At 51.6% G+C, this 13,501-nt stretch carries 10 protein-coding genes, 1 tRNA gene and 2 rRNA genes; 7 read left to right on the top strand and 6 right to left on the bottom strand.

What is annotated here, in order from left to right; genetic code table 11:
* The first annotated feature begins 103 nt into the window (after positions 1 to 103).
* Positions 104 to 2,539 (top strand): GcvT family protein, encoded by a 2,436-nt coding sequence (locus AC2FNV_RS17810; RefSeq protein ID WP_170608492.1) that lies wholly within the window; start codon positions 104 to 106, stop codon positions 2,537 to 2,539.
* Positions 2,540 to 2,587: 48 nt separating this feature from the next.
* Here the strand turns inward: AC2FNV_RS17810 and AC2FNV_RS17815 are convergent, their stop codons facing one another.
* The 3 genes from AC2FNV_RS17815 to AC2FNV_RS17825 form a co-directional block, all read right to left on the bottom strand.
* Positions 2,588 to 3,853: an ABC transporter permease gene (locus AC2FNV_RS17815; RefSeq protein ID WP_170608494.1), complete on the bottom strand. Its 1,266-nt coding sequence runs from the start codon at positions 3,851 to 3,853 to the stop codon at positions 2,588 to 2,590.
* A complete protein-coding gene (locus AC2FNV_RS17820) occupies positions 3,850 to 4,656 on the bottom strand; it encodes a taurine ABC transporter ATP-binding protein (protein ID WP_170476746.1) in 807 nt (268 codons plus the stop codon). The genes AC2FNV_RS17815 and AC2FNV_RS17820 overlap by 4 nt, the downstream gene beginning before the upstream one ends.
* Positions 4,657 to 4,726: 70 nt before the next feature.
* Entirely contained in the window at positions 4,727 to 5,722 is a 996-nt protein-coding gene (locus AC2FNV_RS17825; RefSeq protein ID WP_170476744.1) for a taurine ABC transporter substrate-binding protein, read from the bottom strand.
* A gap of 177 nt (positions 5,723 to 5,899) precedes the next feature.
* Between AC2FNV_RS17825 and AC2FNV_RS17830 the strand changes: the two genes are divergently transcribed.
* The 6 genes from AC2FNV_RS17830 (at position 5,900) to AC2FNV_RS17855 (ending at position 12,288) form a co-directional block, all read left to right on the top strand.
* Positions 5,900 to 6,883 carry a LysR family transcriptional regulator gene (locus AC2FNV_RS17830; RefSeq protein WP_170476742.1) on the top strand — a complete coding sequence of 328 codons (984 nt, stop codon included), beginning with the start codon at positions 5,900 to 5,902 and terminating at the stop codon, positions 6,881 to 6,883.
* Positions 6,884 to 7,579: 696 nt separating this feature from the next.
* On the top strand, positions 7,580 to 8,653 hold the full coding sequence (locus AC2FNV_RS17835) for an amidinotransferase (protein WP_174823273.1): 1,074 nt from the start codon (positions 7,580 to 7,582) through the stop codon (positions 8,651 to 8,653).
* Positions 8,650 to 9,219 (top strand): serine O-acetyltransferase, encoded by a 570-nt coding sequence (locus AC2FNV_RS17840; RefSeq protein WP_170608495.1) that lies wholly within the window; start codon positions 8,650 to 8,652, stop codon positions 9,217 to 9,219. Before AC2FNV_RS17835 ends, AC2FNV_RS17840 begins: the two co-directional genes overlap by 4 nt.
* Complete coding sequence (locus AC2FNV_RS17845) at positions 9,216 to 10,541, top strand: alanine racemase (RefSeq protein WP_170608497.1); 1,326 nt, start codon at positions 9,216 to 9,218, stop codon at positions 10,539 to 10,541. Before AC2FNV_RS17840 ends, AC2FNV_RS17845 begins: the two co-directional genes overlap by 4 nt.
* A gap of 10 nt (positions 10,542 to 10,551) precedes the next feature.
* On the top strand, positions 10,552 to 12,027 hold the full coding sequence (locus AC2FNV_RS17850) for a class I adenylate-forming enzyme family protein (RefSeq protein WP_170608499.1): 1,476 nt from the start codon (positions 10,552 to 10,554) through the stop codon (positions 12,025 to 12,027).
* A gap of 15 nt (positions 12,028 to 12,042) precedes the next feature.
* Positions 12,043 to 12,288 (top strand): acyl carrier protein, encoded by a 246-nt coding sequence (locus tag AC2FNV_RS17855; protein ID WP_170476735.1) that lies wholly within the window; start codon positions 12,043 to 12,045, stop codon positions 12,286 to 12,288.
* Positions 12,289 to 12,801: 513 nt separating this feature from the next.
* Here AC2FNV_RS17855 and AC2FNV_RS17860 read toward each other — a convergent pair.
* The 3 genes from AC2FNV_RS17860 to AC2FNV_RS17870 all read right to left on the bottom strand — a co-directional run.
* Positions 12,802 to 12,878 (bottom strand) — tRNA-Met (locus AC2FNV_RS17860).
* 51 nt (positions 12,879 to 12,929) lie between these two features.
* Positions 12,930 to 13,044: ribosomal RNA gene (rrf, locus tag AC2FNV_RS17865) — 5S ribosomal RNA — on the bottom strand.
* 225 nt (positions 13,045 to 13,269) lie between these two features.
* Positions 13,270 to 13,501, bottom strand: a 23S ribosomal RNA gene (locus tag AC2FNV_RS17870); the annotation flags it as partial.

Consider the following 13,501-nt stretch of genomic DNA (forward strand, 5'->3'; position numbering starts at 1 on the left):
TTTTTCGCATCTCTCTTTCGATTTTTTCTGACATTCGCTCCCGGTATTGCGGTTCCGTTGGAATGCTCAGCCTAATGCCTCGGAAGTTACCGGAGGCGGCCTTATGAAATCTCGGACAAAGGTTGTGGTTATCGGCGGAGGCATCGCCGGGTGCTCGACTTTGTATCACCTTACTCAAGAAGGATGGACAGATGTTGTTCTGGTTGAGCGTAATGAACTGACCAGCGGAACAACTTGGCATTCTGCAGCCCAAGTCACTAATTTTGGCGCAAACCAGACTATGGTGGGCCTTAAGACTCATTCTATCAATCTGTACAAGGAATTGGCCAACGACCCCGAGTACCCAATTAACTACCACCACGGGGATGGTGGCATTCGGCTGGCCAATACCGAGGCTCAAATGCAAGGATATCGCCACTTTGCCTCAATGGCGCGTGGAATGGATGTTCACTTTGAAGTCATAGGCGCACAGGAATGCGCACGTCGACACCCTCTGATTTCTACGGAAAATTTGATTGGCGGGCTGTGGGATCCGCTGGATGGCGATATCGACCCAGCACAACTGTGTCAGGCTTTGGCCCGGCGTGCCCGAAAGGCTGGGGCCGAAGTTTATCGGAACACTCCCGTGGTCGGCTTGACCCAGCATAAGGACGACACGTGGACGGTACACACTGAACACGGCGATATCGACTGTGATATTGTAGTGAATGCTTGCGGTTACAGGGTTAACGAAGTTGGCGCGATGATGGGTGTGCACCATCCCGTGGCAGCGATGGAGCATCAATATTTTCTGACCGAAGAGATAACTGCAATCAAAGAAGCGGGCCACAGAATGCCGCTTATCCGTTGTCCGATCAGTGATTATTATTGCCGTCAGGAAAAGAACGGTCTTTTGGTCGGTTTTTACGAACAGGATTGTAAGACGTGGGGTATGGACGGAATTGACCCGAATTTCGTCAATGCGCTTTGTCCCGATGACCTGGACCGCGTTACTGATGTATTGGAAGGGGCATTTGCCAGAATGCCTGCGCTGATGGAGGTCGGCATTCACACCGTCGTCAATGGGCCAATCACCTATACGATTGATGGCGCCCCCCTTGTCGGTCCAATACCCGGCAAACGCAACGCGTTCTGTATCATCGGCCTGCGCGCCGGGCTGGGGGAAGGCGGCGGCCATGGGTGGTTGTTGGCGCAACAGATTGTTCATGGCGAGGCGTGTTACGATACATGGGTTCTTGACCCGCGTCGGTTCACTGGCCACGCCAATGTCGAGTTAACTGGTTTGAAGGCAATCGAAGATTACCAGAACGAATTTCGCTTTCACTTTCCTCATGAGCACCGCCCCGCCGGGCGACCAGCCAAAACCACGCCTCTGACGCCTGTCTTGGCAGCTGAAGGCGCGGAGTTCGCGGTAGTGAACGGGTGGGAGCGGGTTGATTTTATCAAACCTGCTTCAGATTTTGATCACGCTCTGAGTTTCAGTTTCGATGAAGTATTCGATGTCGTTGCAAGTGAAGTCAAAGCAGTTCAGGAAAATGTTGGCTTGTGTGAAGTCAACGGGTTCAACCGTTTCGAAATCACAGGTGAGGATCGTCACGCGTTTCTTGACCGAATGTTCTGCGGCACGGTGACAAGACGGAACGGAAGGGTTGGGCTTGGATACCTGCTGAATCACCATGGGATGGTAAAGGGCGAGGCCACACTGGCCAATCTACCCGCCAGTGACCGGGGGCCGGATCGAGTCTGGTACGGGTCGGCTGCCGCCAGCGAGTATCACGACATGGACTGGCTCAGCAGTCATGTTCACGATGACGAAGACGTCAATATCCGATCTTTGACAAACGAACAGACAATATTAGTCCTGGCCGGACCCAACGCGCGTGACGTACTGGCAGCCTGTGCGCGGGGAGATTGGTCAAACGATGCTTTCCCGTGGCTATGCGTGCGGGAGTGCTTCGTAGGAATAGCACCCGCCACTGTTATGCGGGTCAGTTTTTCCGGCGAGCTTGCTTACGAAATCCATGTTCCCAACGCTTCGCTTTATGCGGCCTATCTCGCCTTACGAAAGGCAGGCGAGGCTTATGGCTTGCGCTTATTCGGTGCACGAGCCGTGGATTCAATGCGTATGGAAAAAGGTTTTCTCCATTGGAAAGCTGATCTGCTAACCGAGTTCAATCCGTTTGAGACCGGATTAGATCGGTTTGTGAAGTTCGAAAAAAATGACTTTGTAGGCAAAGATGCGTTAGTGGATCGCCATGCCAAAGGACCAAATCGTAAACTTGTGACGCTGCGCGTGGACTGTGAACACGCGCCCGCGCATAGCGGGGCTTCGCTGATGGAAAATGGCCGCGTCGTAGGCACAATTACGTCCGGCGATTGGGGACACCGCGTTGGAATGAACTTGGCTTACGCATTTGTTTTGCCTGAGTTTGCAAAAGAAGGTGCAACCATGGAGCTGGACTTATGCGGCGATCGGGTCAACGTGCATGTCATTGCGCCATCGCCCTATGATCCAGATTTCGTTAGAATTCGCAGCTAAAGAAAAAACCCCGGGCGCTCCCCGGGGTTTTCTGCGAGTTTTGCGCGTTCAGCTGCGACCTTTCCACGGCACAAGCCAGTTTTCGGCCTTGCGCATCAAAATATCGATCCCGTAACCAATGATACCGATCATCACGATACCCATGATAACAATGTCCGTTAGCTGGAATTTCGAGGCCGCGATGATCATCATTCCTGCACCCTTTTGCGCCGCGACGAGTTCTGCGGCAACAACTGTACCCCAGCAGACTCCCATTGCGACCCTTGCACCCGTAAAGATTTCCGGAAGCGAATTCGGAACGATCACGTGACGCATGATCTGCCACTTAGACGCCCCTAGCGAATAGGCTGCGTGAATTTTAGAGATGTTCACTCCAGATACGCCCGCTCGGGCCGCGATGGTCATAATCCATAGCGCAGCGAGGAAAAGCAGAACAATTTTGCCTGTTTCCCAAATGCCGAACCAAATGATGACCAGCGGGATCAGCGCCAGTGGCGGAACGGGCCGCATAAATTCGACAATTGGGTCGAACCAGCCTCGAAACCAACCCGAAAGGCCCATGGCATAGCCCAACGGAATACCAACCAAAGCTCCGGCGACAAAACCTGCAATAACGCGCAACAATGACCATCCCAAGTGCTGCCAGAGCGAGAAGTTCTGGTAGCCCTCATTTGCGATCTCAAAAAATCTGGCCACAACCGTCTCGGGTGCAGGCAACCAAATCGGGTTCATCTGCAGACCCTGTTTCGGCGTGAAGCTAATTGCCCCCTTGTCAGTCAAGGTGATTGATCCGTCACCACTATCCACTTTGTCGCCCTGACCAATAGGCGTGCCATTAATTGCGATGATCTTTGCACCGTCCTTGCGCGAGGTTTCATCATTCTTGTCAAATAATATGGTCGATGAACGACCTGCAGGCGCTGCAAAGGCATCGTCCTTAGCGAACCCGCTGCCAGCGTCGACATTGAAATCCTCCACTTCTTCTCCGAATGAAGGAACGCGGACGAATACAGTTGCGTCATCAGTGCTGCCATCTGGGTGTTCAAGGGTATAGGTGAATTGCGTCTCACCTACGAACGGGCCCGGAACGTGTATTGGCATTAACTTGGATCCGGTGAACGCACCCCAGATTAAGAAAATCACAACAACTGAGATTATTGAAGCCGCCCTATCCGCCCTAACCGCACTTTCATCACCAAAGGTCACCGTCTTAAGGCTGGTGAAATCTTGGCGCGATTGCAGGCCACGACGCAATGCATAGACAATGAAGAAGGCCCCGGCAAACAGCCCTATGTAGAAAATAAGTACAATCATGCGACCTGCTCCGTGCGACCCATGATTTCTTCTTCCATCTCCCAAATCATCGACAGGATTTCATCGCGTTTCTCGGCAAAACCTTCGGATTTTTTAACGTCTCGCAGGTCGGCGTTAACACCGCGTTCGGCAAACGGCAGCCTGTATTCCTTGTGAATTCGCCCGGGACGTGGCGCCATCACGATCAGACGTTCGCCCAACAGCAGCGCCTCTTCGACAGAGTGAGTGATCAGAATGATTGTCTTACCCGTTTCTTTCCAAAGCTTAAGAACCAGACCCTGCATTTTTTCACGCGTCAACGCGTCCAAAGCACCAAGTGGTTCATCCATCAGAATGACATCGGGTTCATTAGCCAAGCATCGGGCCAGCGCGACACGCTGCTGCATCCCACCTGACAGCTCATAAACCGCCTTGTCCTTGAAATCCTGCAATCCGACAACTTCAAGCAGGTGATCCGATATCTTATCGCGTTCCGCTTTTGGCATACCCTTCATTCGGGGGCCGAATTCCACGTTTTCACGGACGTTCATCCACTCGAACAAAGCACCCTTCTGGAACACCATCCCGCGTTCAGCATCCGGCCCTTTGACCAAATGGCCATTGAGCTCTACCCTGCCGGAGGTCGGTGCCAGAAAGCCGGCAACAATGTTAAGCAAGGTCGTCTTTCCGCACCCTGACGGGCCCAGAACGGACATGAGTTCACCTTCTTTCAAACTCAGCGACACATCCTTCAGCGCCTGAACCGAAGTTCCATTCGGTAGGTCGAAGCGCATGGACAACTCTACGATGTCCAACTCTGGCATCCTGCATCCTTCCTGCTTATTAAAGGACCGGCCCGAGATTCGAGCCGGTCTGCATTTCTTTTTATTCGATTTAGTTGGCCGCGGAAGCCAGAGGACCTGAATTGACAGTGCCGTCATACGAATCCAACGCAGATTCGATGCTGCCTGCTTCAACAAACACGTTCGCAACGCCTTTCATGAATTCCTGAGCACCGCCTCCGAGCCATTTGTCAGACAGTTGCTCGTCAACAGAGGGGAATGTGAAAGTTGCTATCGTCGCCTCGGCATCTGCAGGGTCCATACCCGCATCTTTGGCGATTACCGGCAGCATTTCATCCTTGGCGTCACCTGCATTCCATTTGGCGTTCGCATCTGCTGTTACCTTCAGGAACTTCGACAAAAGCTCGGGCTCTTCTTCGATAAAGCCGGAAGGTGCGCTGGTCACGTCAAAAACCAGAATGCCCAACTCTTCCTTTTCGGCGCCTGTCAACAGGATGTTGCCGTGCTCGACCATACGACGCAATGCGCCGCCCCAGCCGCACACCATATCCAGGTTACCTTGCGCAAAGGCGGCCGCGCCATCCGCAGGCGCCATGTCAACGATTTCCATGGAACCGACGTCCACGCCGAAATGAGCCATCTGGGATAGGAAGCCATAGTGCGCTGCAGTTCCGATCGGTACTCCGACTTTCTTGCCATCCAACTCCTTAGCGCTGGACTTGTCGATTTCCAGGGCTTCTGCCACGACGCAATTGTCATTATCGGAATAGCTGACGGCGACATCCACGATCTGAATGTCCTGACCTGCCGAGGTTGTTACCACAAAAGGCGGCACCCCTTGGCTGACAGCGATCTGAACGTCGCCGGACGCCATCGCAGCCGACATGGCCGTTCCGGTATCGAACGACACCCAGTTGATTTTAACACCAAGCTCTTCTTCATATGTTCCATTCGCTTTGGCATACTGGAAAGGCATTGGCCATTCTAAGAAGTACGCGACGGTGATTTCGTCCAGCGCTGCAGCCTGCGAGGCGGTCAAGGCAGCAATCCCGGCGAAGGCCGTCGTCAACAGGTTTTTCTTGATCATTTTGATTACTTTCTCCGTGCTGGTATTCAGTGTTCGGTTTTTGTGAGATTTCGAACTCTGGTTAAGTGATAGAAACATAATCTGAGGGTTGGGAAAGAGTGAATCAAAAATTTTGTTGCGAAAAAAGCGAAACTTTGTTTCGCTTTTCCGAAAGCGCTTAAATTTCGGGATTCGACAATGACCAGAAAACCATTGAGCCTTAGATGGTTGGAAGTTTTTCAGCTTATATCCAAACTGGGATCCGTTCAAAAGGTTTCAGCCGAAACAGGGCTATCCATAAGCACAGTCTCAAATCATTTACGAAGCTTGGAAGGCGCTTTGGGGGTTGAACTGGTGGATCACGGGCGTCGGCCAATGGGTCTGACACCCGCCGGAACCGTCTTTGCCCGGCATGTATATGAAGGGATGACGGCGCTGAAACGCGGAGAGGCTGAAATCAGATCAGGCAGATGGCAACACGCGACCGATTTGCGACTGGCGCTGATCGACGATTTCGATAACCAAATCGCACCGGAGTTTTTTAGCTTTCTCTCCGCCGCTCTACCGCGCTGCAATTTTCGTCACTTTGCCCGCCCTAGCCACGAAATCATCGAGAAATTACAGGCTCAGAAATTGGATGCCGGAATTGCTACCCGACCGGCCGAGAATGTCGAAGGTCTAATGGAATATCCGCTGATGCGGGATCCATTTATTGTCATCCTCCCGCCGGATTACAATGGAGAGGTCAAGGATCTGATCAGCGCCAAACACTCACTTCCTTTTCTGAGATATTCTCGGGATCACACGATTGGCAAGCTGATCGAAATGCAGTTAACGCGCAGCAAGATAAACTTGCCAAACAAATTCGAGCTTGAGTGCAATCAATCCGTAATAGGATTGGTCGCGGACAGTAGCGGTTGGACGATAACAACGGCAGCCAGCTATTACCGCGCAAGGCGATACCATGAAAATACCAGGGTGCTACCATTTCCTGGCAAAAGCTTTGTCCGCACCGTTTCGCTGTTTACCAGCAACGTTTGCCCTATCGCGACATCACAACTTATCCATCGAACCATGAAAAACCTGATGGATTTGCATTTTGTTGAACCAATGACGTCCCGGTTCCCTTGGCTTGGAAGCGAGTTCCGAACGATTTCGGATAACAAAGGCGGGCCGCATTAGTGTCTTTTTAGATTTACTCAAACACTCTTTGATCTTCCTCAAACACCTTGCGTCGCCTTGGTTTTCCAGCACTTAAGCAACCCGGTCAGGTGATTCTAAGTTAACCCAGCGGCAAGTTCTAAGTGCTCGTCCATCAGTTATTGTTTACGAAGCACAATCAAATCTCTATTTGGGCCCGCCTATTCTGCAAATTTGAAACAGTGTCTTACGTTATTTTCGCGGCAAAAAACTGTGTTTTTCGGTAACTTGTTAGAAATCAAGTTGTGCTGGTTGAAGGTCATGCGCGTCAATCGGTTCACTAAAGCACCGCAAAGTATCGATCTTTTTTCATAGAATGAACTTCACGATTTCCGCTCAAGCTCTGTTGCGCTATCCGCCGAGTTTCTCCTCTGTCAAACTAAGACACAATAATATCAAGATTTCTTGTCAAGTTGCGGACGAGAATGCTAAGGATTCCGGTATTGCAGCGTTCAGATTGTGCCACGATACAGCCGGTGAATTTACTGCCAGCTGCGTGTATGCAAGGAAACGAAGGGAAGGTTTAGGCGACAAAGTTTGTCACGTTTTTTAGGCGTTGACGCTAAAAGCGCGAAGATTAATTTGAATGTTTGAATTTAATTGAATCCTCGCGACAAGTGATAGTGACGGATACCGGGTTGCCCGGGTCGCAGTTGTTACGAGTTCAAGGGGGTTATTTTGTCCGTAGTCCAATCCAATAATGAATGGGATCCTCTGGAGGAAGTCATCGTTGGCACGCTTGAGGGTGCTGCCAATCTGACTTGGGAAATCGGTTTCGAGGCTGTGACGGCGGTCGAACATCTCGAACGTTCCAGAAGCTACCACCTTCAAGCCGCTGGGCGTCCGATTTCTCCGCTTGCCGTGAACAAAGCAAAGCAGGAATTGGACGAATTCGTTAATGTCCTTAAAAATGAGGGCGTTACTGTCCGGCGCCCGGATACTGTTCAACACGCCCGACCTATTGTGACACCCAATTGGACAAGCATCGGCGGCAACTGCCAGGCCAACCCTCGGGATGTTCTGATCGTTTTCGATGATGAAATCCTCGAAGCTCCGATGGCATGGCGCTCGCGTTACTTCGAGTTCTGGGCCTACCGCACTTTGGTTAAAAAGTACTTCGCTTCGGGTGCACGCTGGACCGCCGCACCGAAGCCCGAGATGTCCGACTCCTCTTACGATCCGAACTGGGTGCGCGGTGAAAGCTATGTCACCAGCGAATATGAACCTCTTTTCGATGCTGCGGATATTGCCCGATGTGGGCGCGACCTATTTATCCAACGAAGCCACGTCACCAACGACATGGGTATTGAATGGCTGCGTCGCCACCTTGAACCGCGAGGGTACCGGATTCACCGCGTTGAATTCGATGACTACCGAGCAATCCACATTGACGCGACATTCGTTCCGCTGGCACCTGGGAAACTGATGGTGAACCCGGATCGTCCGTTAAAGGAAATGCCCGAAGTTCTAAAACATTCAGATTGGGAAATCCGTGAAGCTCCGCGATCTACCTTGCCCGAGAGCCATCCTTGGTTCCATTCGTTCCGTTGGCTTTCCATGAATGTTTTGAACCTCAGTGAAACGAAGGTTGTCGTTGAGGCGGAAGAGGGACCAATGCAGGACTTCCTTTCAGACTGGGGCCTCGAACCAATACCGGTTGCATTTAGGAACAATTATTCATTCGGCGGATCATTCCACTGTGCTACTGTAGATATTCGCCGTCGTGGGGGTCTGAAAGACTATTTTTCGTGACAGACGCTATTGAAAATAAGAGCCAGCAGCGGCCTGAAACGGCATTTCGCGTGTTTCTGGACGACTGGAGAAGGCATAGGCCATCGGGAATCCGCGTTATGTGGGCGCTGTCTGTTTATCGTTTCGGACGGTTTGCCGCGAAACGGCAGGTTTGGTTGTTCCGAAAGGTACTGGGTTTCATTTACACCACTATCCAACCCACTTCAGCCTTGTTGGGTGGCTTGTACTTGGAGCGCAGCACAAAAGTTGGTGAAGAGCCGCATTTCATGCACGGTGGAAATATCCAGATAAATCCTGGATCGGTTATCGGAAACCGAGTTGGCATAATGCATGGAGTCACCCTGGGGACAGGTCCGCATCGCGAAAATCAACAACGCATCACTCCGGTTATCGGTGATGACTGCTTTTTAGGTTGTAACTGCTCCATTCTCGGCGGTGTAACAATTGGGGATAGATCTGTGGTTTCAGCCAATTCTTTAGTGATTTCCGACGTTCCACCGGATTCAGTAGCTATTGGCGTTCCCGCAAAAGTTGTTCCCAAAACTCTTTTTGGGGCCACTAAATGACACTTGCCAAACCCGATATCTCAAACAGTTCCGGTGCGAAGTCAAAGAAGGTCAACTCGGTCGCCGACAAAGCGGAAAATTTCCTTGTTGGTGATGTTCCCCTGACTACGATTGCCCAAAAGTTTGGAACGCCGGCATATGTTTACGATGCAGGTATTCTGAAAGAGCGTGTCAAACTCGTTCAGAATGCATTGGGTAGCGACGTAAAAATTCTTTTTGCCCTCAAAGCAAATTCCAACGCCATGGTTGCCAAAACACTTCGTTTGGCCGGTACTGGCGCTGAGGTCGCTTCTGCTGGAGAGATAGCCGTCGCAAAAGCAGCCGGTTTCGATCCGGAAGAAATTCATTTTGCCGGACCCGGAAAAACTTCTCTGGATCTTGAAACAGCTGTCGCGGCCAAGATTTCATGCGTGAATCTCGAATCTGCGGGTGAGGCTGACAGACTTGCTCGGATTGCCCAGCAGACGGGTCGCAAGCAAGGTGTCGCCATCCGGGTCCAATCTTTCGGAAGCCTGCAAGGGTCAAGAATGCGAATGTCTGGAAGCGGATCAAGGTTTGGGGTTCCGGCAACCGAGGTACCGGCACTTGCCCAAAGGCTTGCAACAGATGACGCATTCGAATTCAGAGGGTTGCACACGTACGGCGGCACGCAGTGCTTCGACCCCGAAGCGTGGAGCGCGTCAGCCAGAGGCTTGGTAGAACTTGCGGATCAGATTGAAGACGATCATGGGATTCGCGTGAACCACTTGAATTTCGGCGGCGGCTTTGGTGTGCCGCTATTTCAGGGCGATGCAGAATTCGACATATACAGTGCAGGCGATGCGCTTCGCGCAATTATCGATACCCCTCGCGGACATCGTCGCAAGCACTATGTTGAACTCGGTCGCTTTATCGCAGCGCCTTCAGGAACATATGTCGCACGGGTGACCGATGTTAAAGTAAGCGACAACACAAATCACCTTGTGTTGGATGGCGGAATGCACCACCACGCCGCGGCAGCGGGGATGGGATCAGTGATCCGTCGCAGTTACCCTATGGTTGTTCCGGATCGCCCTTCAGAGGAACCAATTGTAGAATACGCGATCAGTGGACCATTGTGCCTCCCGCTAGATGAGTTCGCGTCATCCCAGAAACTACCTCGCTTGCGCGTTGGCGACCTACTGGCAATAACTTCTAGCGGCGCATACGGCTTGTCTTACAGCCCGGTCCTGTTTCTGGGTCATCCACTTCCGGCCGAAGTTCTCGTCGACGGCGACCAGGTTCAACTCGTGCGTCGGCGTGGTCGACCCGAGGATGTTTTGTCTGGTCAGGTCGTTAGCTAGGGGGAAATCGATGAGTGCTCGGCAGCAGCTAATTTCATGGTTCGACGCGATTGCCACCGACCGCCCAAACGACGTGGCGGTAGTCAATGACATCTGCTCTACGACATTTTCCGAACTCTCTAACCGCGTTGCAGATCACCGTAAAAGATTGCGAAACTTGCTTGGGAGCAACGCGACTGTGGTCGGTCATGCTATTGCAAACGGTCCAGAAGCCGTGGCAATCGAGATGGCGGCTTGGGCCGAAGGGCACGCCTCACTCGCCTTCCCTCGGCAGGCGACTTTAAGAGAGTATAAGGAAATGCTCTCGGTCGTTACACCCGAGTTGTTGTTGGTAGATACGAAATCCTCGGTGCTGGCGGAGTTGGGGGCCTCGGTGTTCTCCGTAATTTCTCTGGATGGCTCGGGGGAAACAGTTATGCGCCGTGATCGGCGCAGCCTACCCGTTGCTGACACCCTTCAGCTTCAATTCACTTCCGGTTCGACAGGAAGGCCAAAGGCCGTTTGCCTTGAGGCTGCCGCTGTTCTTGCGTCGCTCCGATCAAGTCAAGATTGGTACGATAGTTTTCCAAAAGCGCCGGTTTTCTCGGTTCTTCCACAAAACCACGCGATGGGTAGGGCATCGGTTTTTGAAACTCTTTGGTCCGGCCGCACAGTAGTCTGTAGTGATAAGAAAACGCCGGGTGAAAACCATGCGCTTATGCGAACTACAGGGTGCCGAACCCTTTTGTGCAACCCAACTTACGCGCGCTTGGGGCTAGCATTTGGTGTGTTGACGGACGTTAGTCCGATTGAACGTATCGTTATTGGATCCGCCAGTGTCGACGCCACTTTGGTTTCGCAACTTCAAAGTAGCGTTCCGCATCTGTGTATAGATGTTCGCTATGGTGTGAGTGAAGCTTTCGGAGCGCTGTCTGTCAAAAGTATTTCGCATGAAGGGCCACCGCACCAAACCGGAGATGTCGGGCGACCCCTTCCGGGTGTCGAGTTTCGCGCGCAGGACGATTCCCATGGTCCAATTAGTGCTCGTTCACCATTTACGGCTGTCGCACAGGTGGAAGAATCCGGGGTTGTGTTGATCCGCGACCCATCCGGCTACATAGCCACTGGAGATACAGGTTCAATCACTCACAATGGTAATTTGGTGCTGTCAGGGAGATCAAATCTAACCATCAGTCACCGGGGGCACCGCATCGACCCGATTGAAATCGAAACAGTCGTCAAGGAAACAGGTTCTTTCATAGAGGCCATCGTCATTGGTGTACCTGATACATTGAGTGGTGAAAAAATTGCGATAGCGGTGGTTCCACATGAAGATGACGTTATTTCCGCAGATCAAATAAAGGACCATTGCAAACGGCAACTGTCCGCACACAAAGTGCCCCATTGGGTGATAGAGATGCCGGAAATTCCCAACAAAGCCTCAGGCAAACCTGATCGGATCGCAACGCGTGATCGGGTGATGGAAGCACTGGGGCTACAAAATTGAAATAGGAGTATAACAATGGTTCAGACCGCTGACCCCGCGGAAGTCATCCACCGGATAGTTCAAGAATGTGTCGGAGCGCAGGACGACATTGATACGTCACATCCGCTCTTACAATCAGGTGTAGTTGACTCTCTAAGCCTGCTTCAGATTGTTATGGGCATTCAATCTGAACTTGGAGTGAATGTGGAGCTGGAGGAGATAAACGAACAGAATTTTCGAGACATAGATAGCATTGCAGCACTTGTTTCTCAAAAATCTTGATGCCGACAGGCGTTGCGCGCAATCTCCAGTTACATCGGATTACTAATGAGGATGTTTCGGTCAGAACGAGTTTTTAACTGCTCAATTGGGTGGGTGAAGTTATTTTTCTCATAAGATCAAACTGTCAGTACCCAGTTTGGACAGGCGCTGAAATCTGCTTGCGGTGCTCGAAATAACAGAACTCCTGCTGCTGTTATTTTTGAGCTTATAAGGGTTTTTTTGCTTGGTTTGTGTTGTTTGGGCAGTTTTGCGTTTATTATTCTTTTTTGGTTTTAGTTTTGGTGTTTTTTGTTTTTTTCAGACCTTTAGGTTATGAGGCTGACGAGTTTTGATCGTTAAGCACACAGTCCAGTGGCCTGTTTGTAGGTCGAACGTGCAATTTGGAAGTTGGTTGCGGGAGTAGGATTTGAACCTACGACCTTTAGGTTTGAGGCTGACGATGTGAAGACGTTAAGCAATTGATCCGGGGGATCAATTGTAGTCTGAACGTGCTTCTTTGAGATATTCCGACGCTGGTTGCGGGAGTAGGATTTGAACCTACGACCTTCAGGTTATGAGCCTGACGAGCTACCGGGCTGCTCCATCCCGCGTCAGGGTCGGAAAGTGTGTCATCGTATTAGAGAGTTTGGGGGTTTTTCTAGGTTTGGCGGTGACCTACTCTCCCGGGGCTTAAGCCCAAGTACCATTGGCGCGGCAGCACTTAACTTCCGGGTTCGGTATGGGACCGGGTGTTTTGCTTGCGCTATGACCACCAAACCGAGGAAAATCCCCGTCGCAGCTTTGCTTTGCAAAGCGCGACGAGTGGCGGGCGGCGTCTTTGCGTGCAAATGCGCGTTGCCACTCGGTTATTATGTCACCCCTTACGGGGTTTCACATCAATCAGTGTTGTCCAACTCAAGGTCGGTGTATGCTTTTGGTCTTGTTTGATCGCCTACCGCTTGGCTACTTGAGGCGGTGAGCTTTGTCTTTCTGTTACTGGATCAAATCAAGCCTATCGGGCGATTAGTACCGGTCAACTGAACGCATTACTGCGCTTACATCTCCGGCCTATTGACGTGGTGGTCTTCCACGGCCCTCAGGGAGACCTTGTTTTGAGGGGGGCTTCCCGCTTAGATGCCTTCAGCGGTTATCCTGTCCGATCATAGCTACCCAGCACTGCCGTTGGCACGACAACTGGTCCACCAGTGGATCGTTCACCCCGGTCCTCTCGTAC

The organism is Ruegeria sp. BHSA163, from assembly GCF_059613365.1.

Coding starts and splice junctions, on each gene's coding strand:
- AC2FNV_RS17810 (WP_170608492.1), top strand. CDS start 104: ATGAAATCTCGGACAAAGGTTGTGGTTATCGGCGGAGGCATCGCCGGG.
- AC2FNV_RS17815 (WP_170608494.1), bottom strand. CDS start 3,853: ATGATTGTACTTATTTTCTACATAGGGCTGTTTGCCGGGGCCTTCTTC.
- AC2FNV_RS17820 (WP_170476746.1), bottom strand. CDS start 4,656: ATGCCAGAGTTGGACATCGTAGAGTTGTCCATGCGCTTCGACCTACCG.
- AC2FNV_RS17825 (WP_170476744.1), bottom strand. CDS start 5,722: ATGATCAAGAAAAACCTGTTGACGACGGCCTTCGCCGGGATTGCTGCC.
- AC2FNV_RS17830 (WP_170476742.1), top strand. CDS start 5,900: ATGACCAGAAAACCATTGAGCCTTAGATGGTTGGAAGTTTTTCAGCTT.
- AC2FNV_RS17845 (WP_170608497.1), top strand. CDS start 9,216: ATGACACTTGCCAAACCCGATATCTCAAACAGTTCCGGTGCGAAGTCA.
- AC2FNV_RS17850 (WP_170608499.1), top strand. CDS start 10,552: ATGAGTGCTCGGCAGCAGCTAATTTCATGGTTCGACGCGATTGCCACC.
- AC2FNV_RS17855 (WP_170476735.1), top strand. CDS start 12,043: ATGGTTCAGACCGCTGACCCCGCGGAAGTCATCCACCGGATAGTTCAA.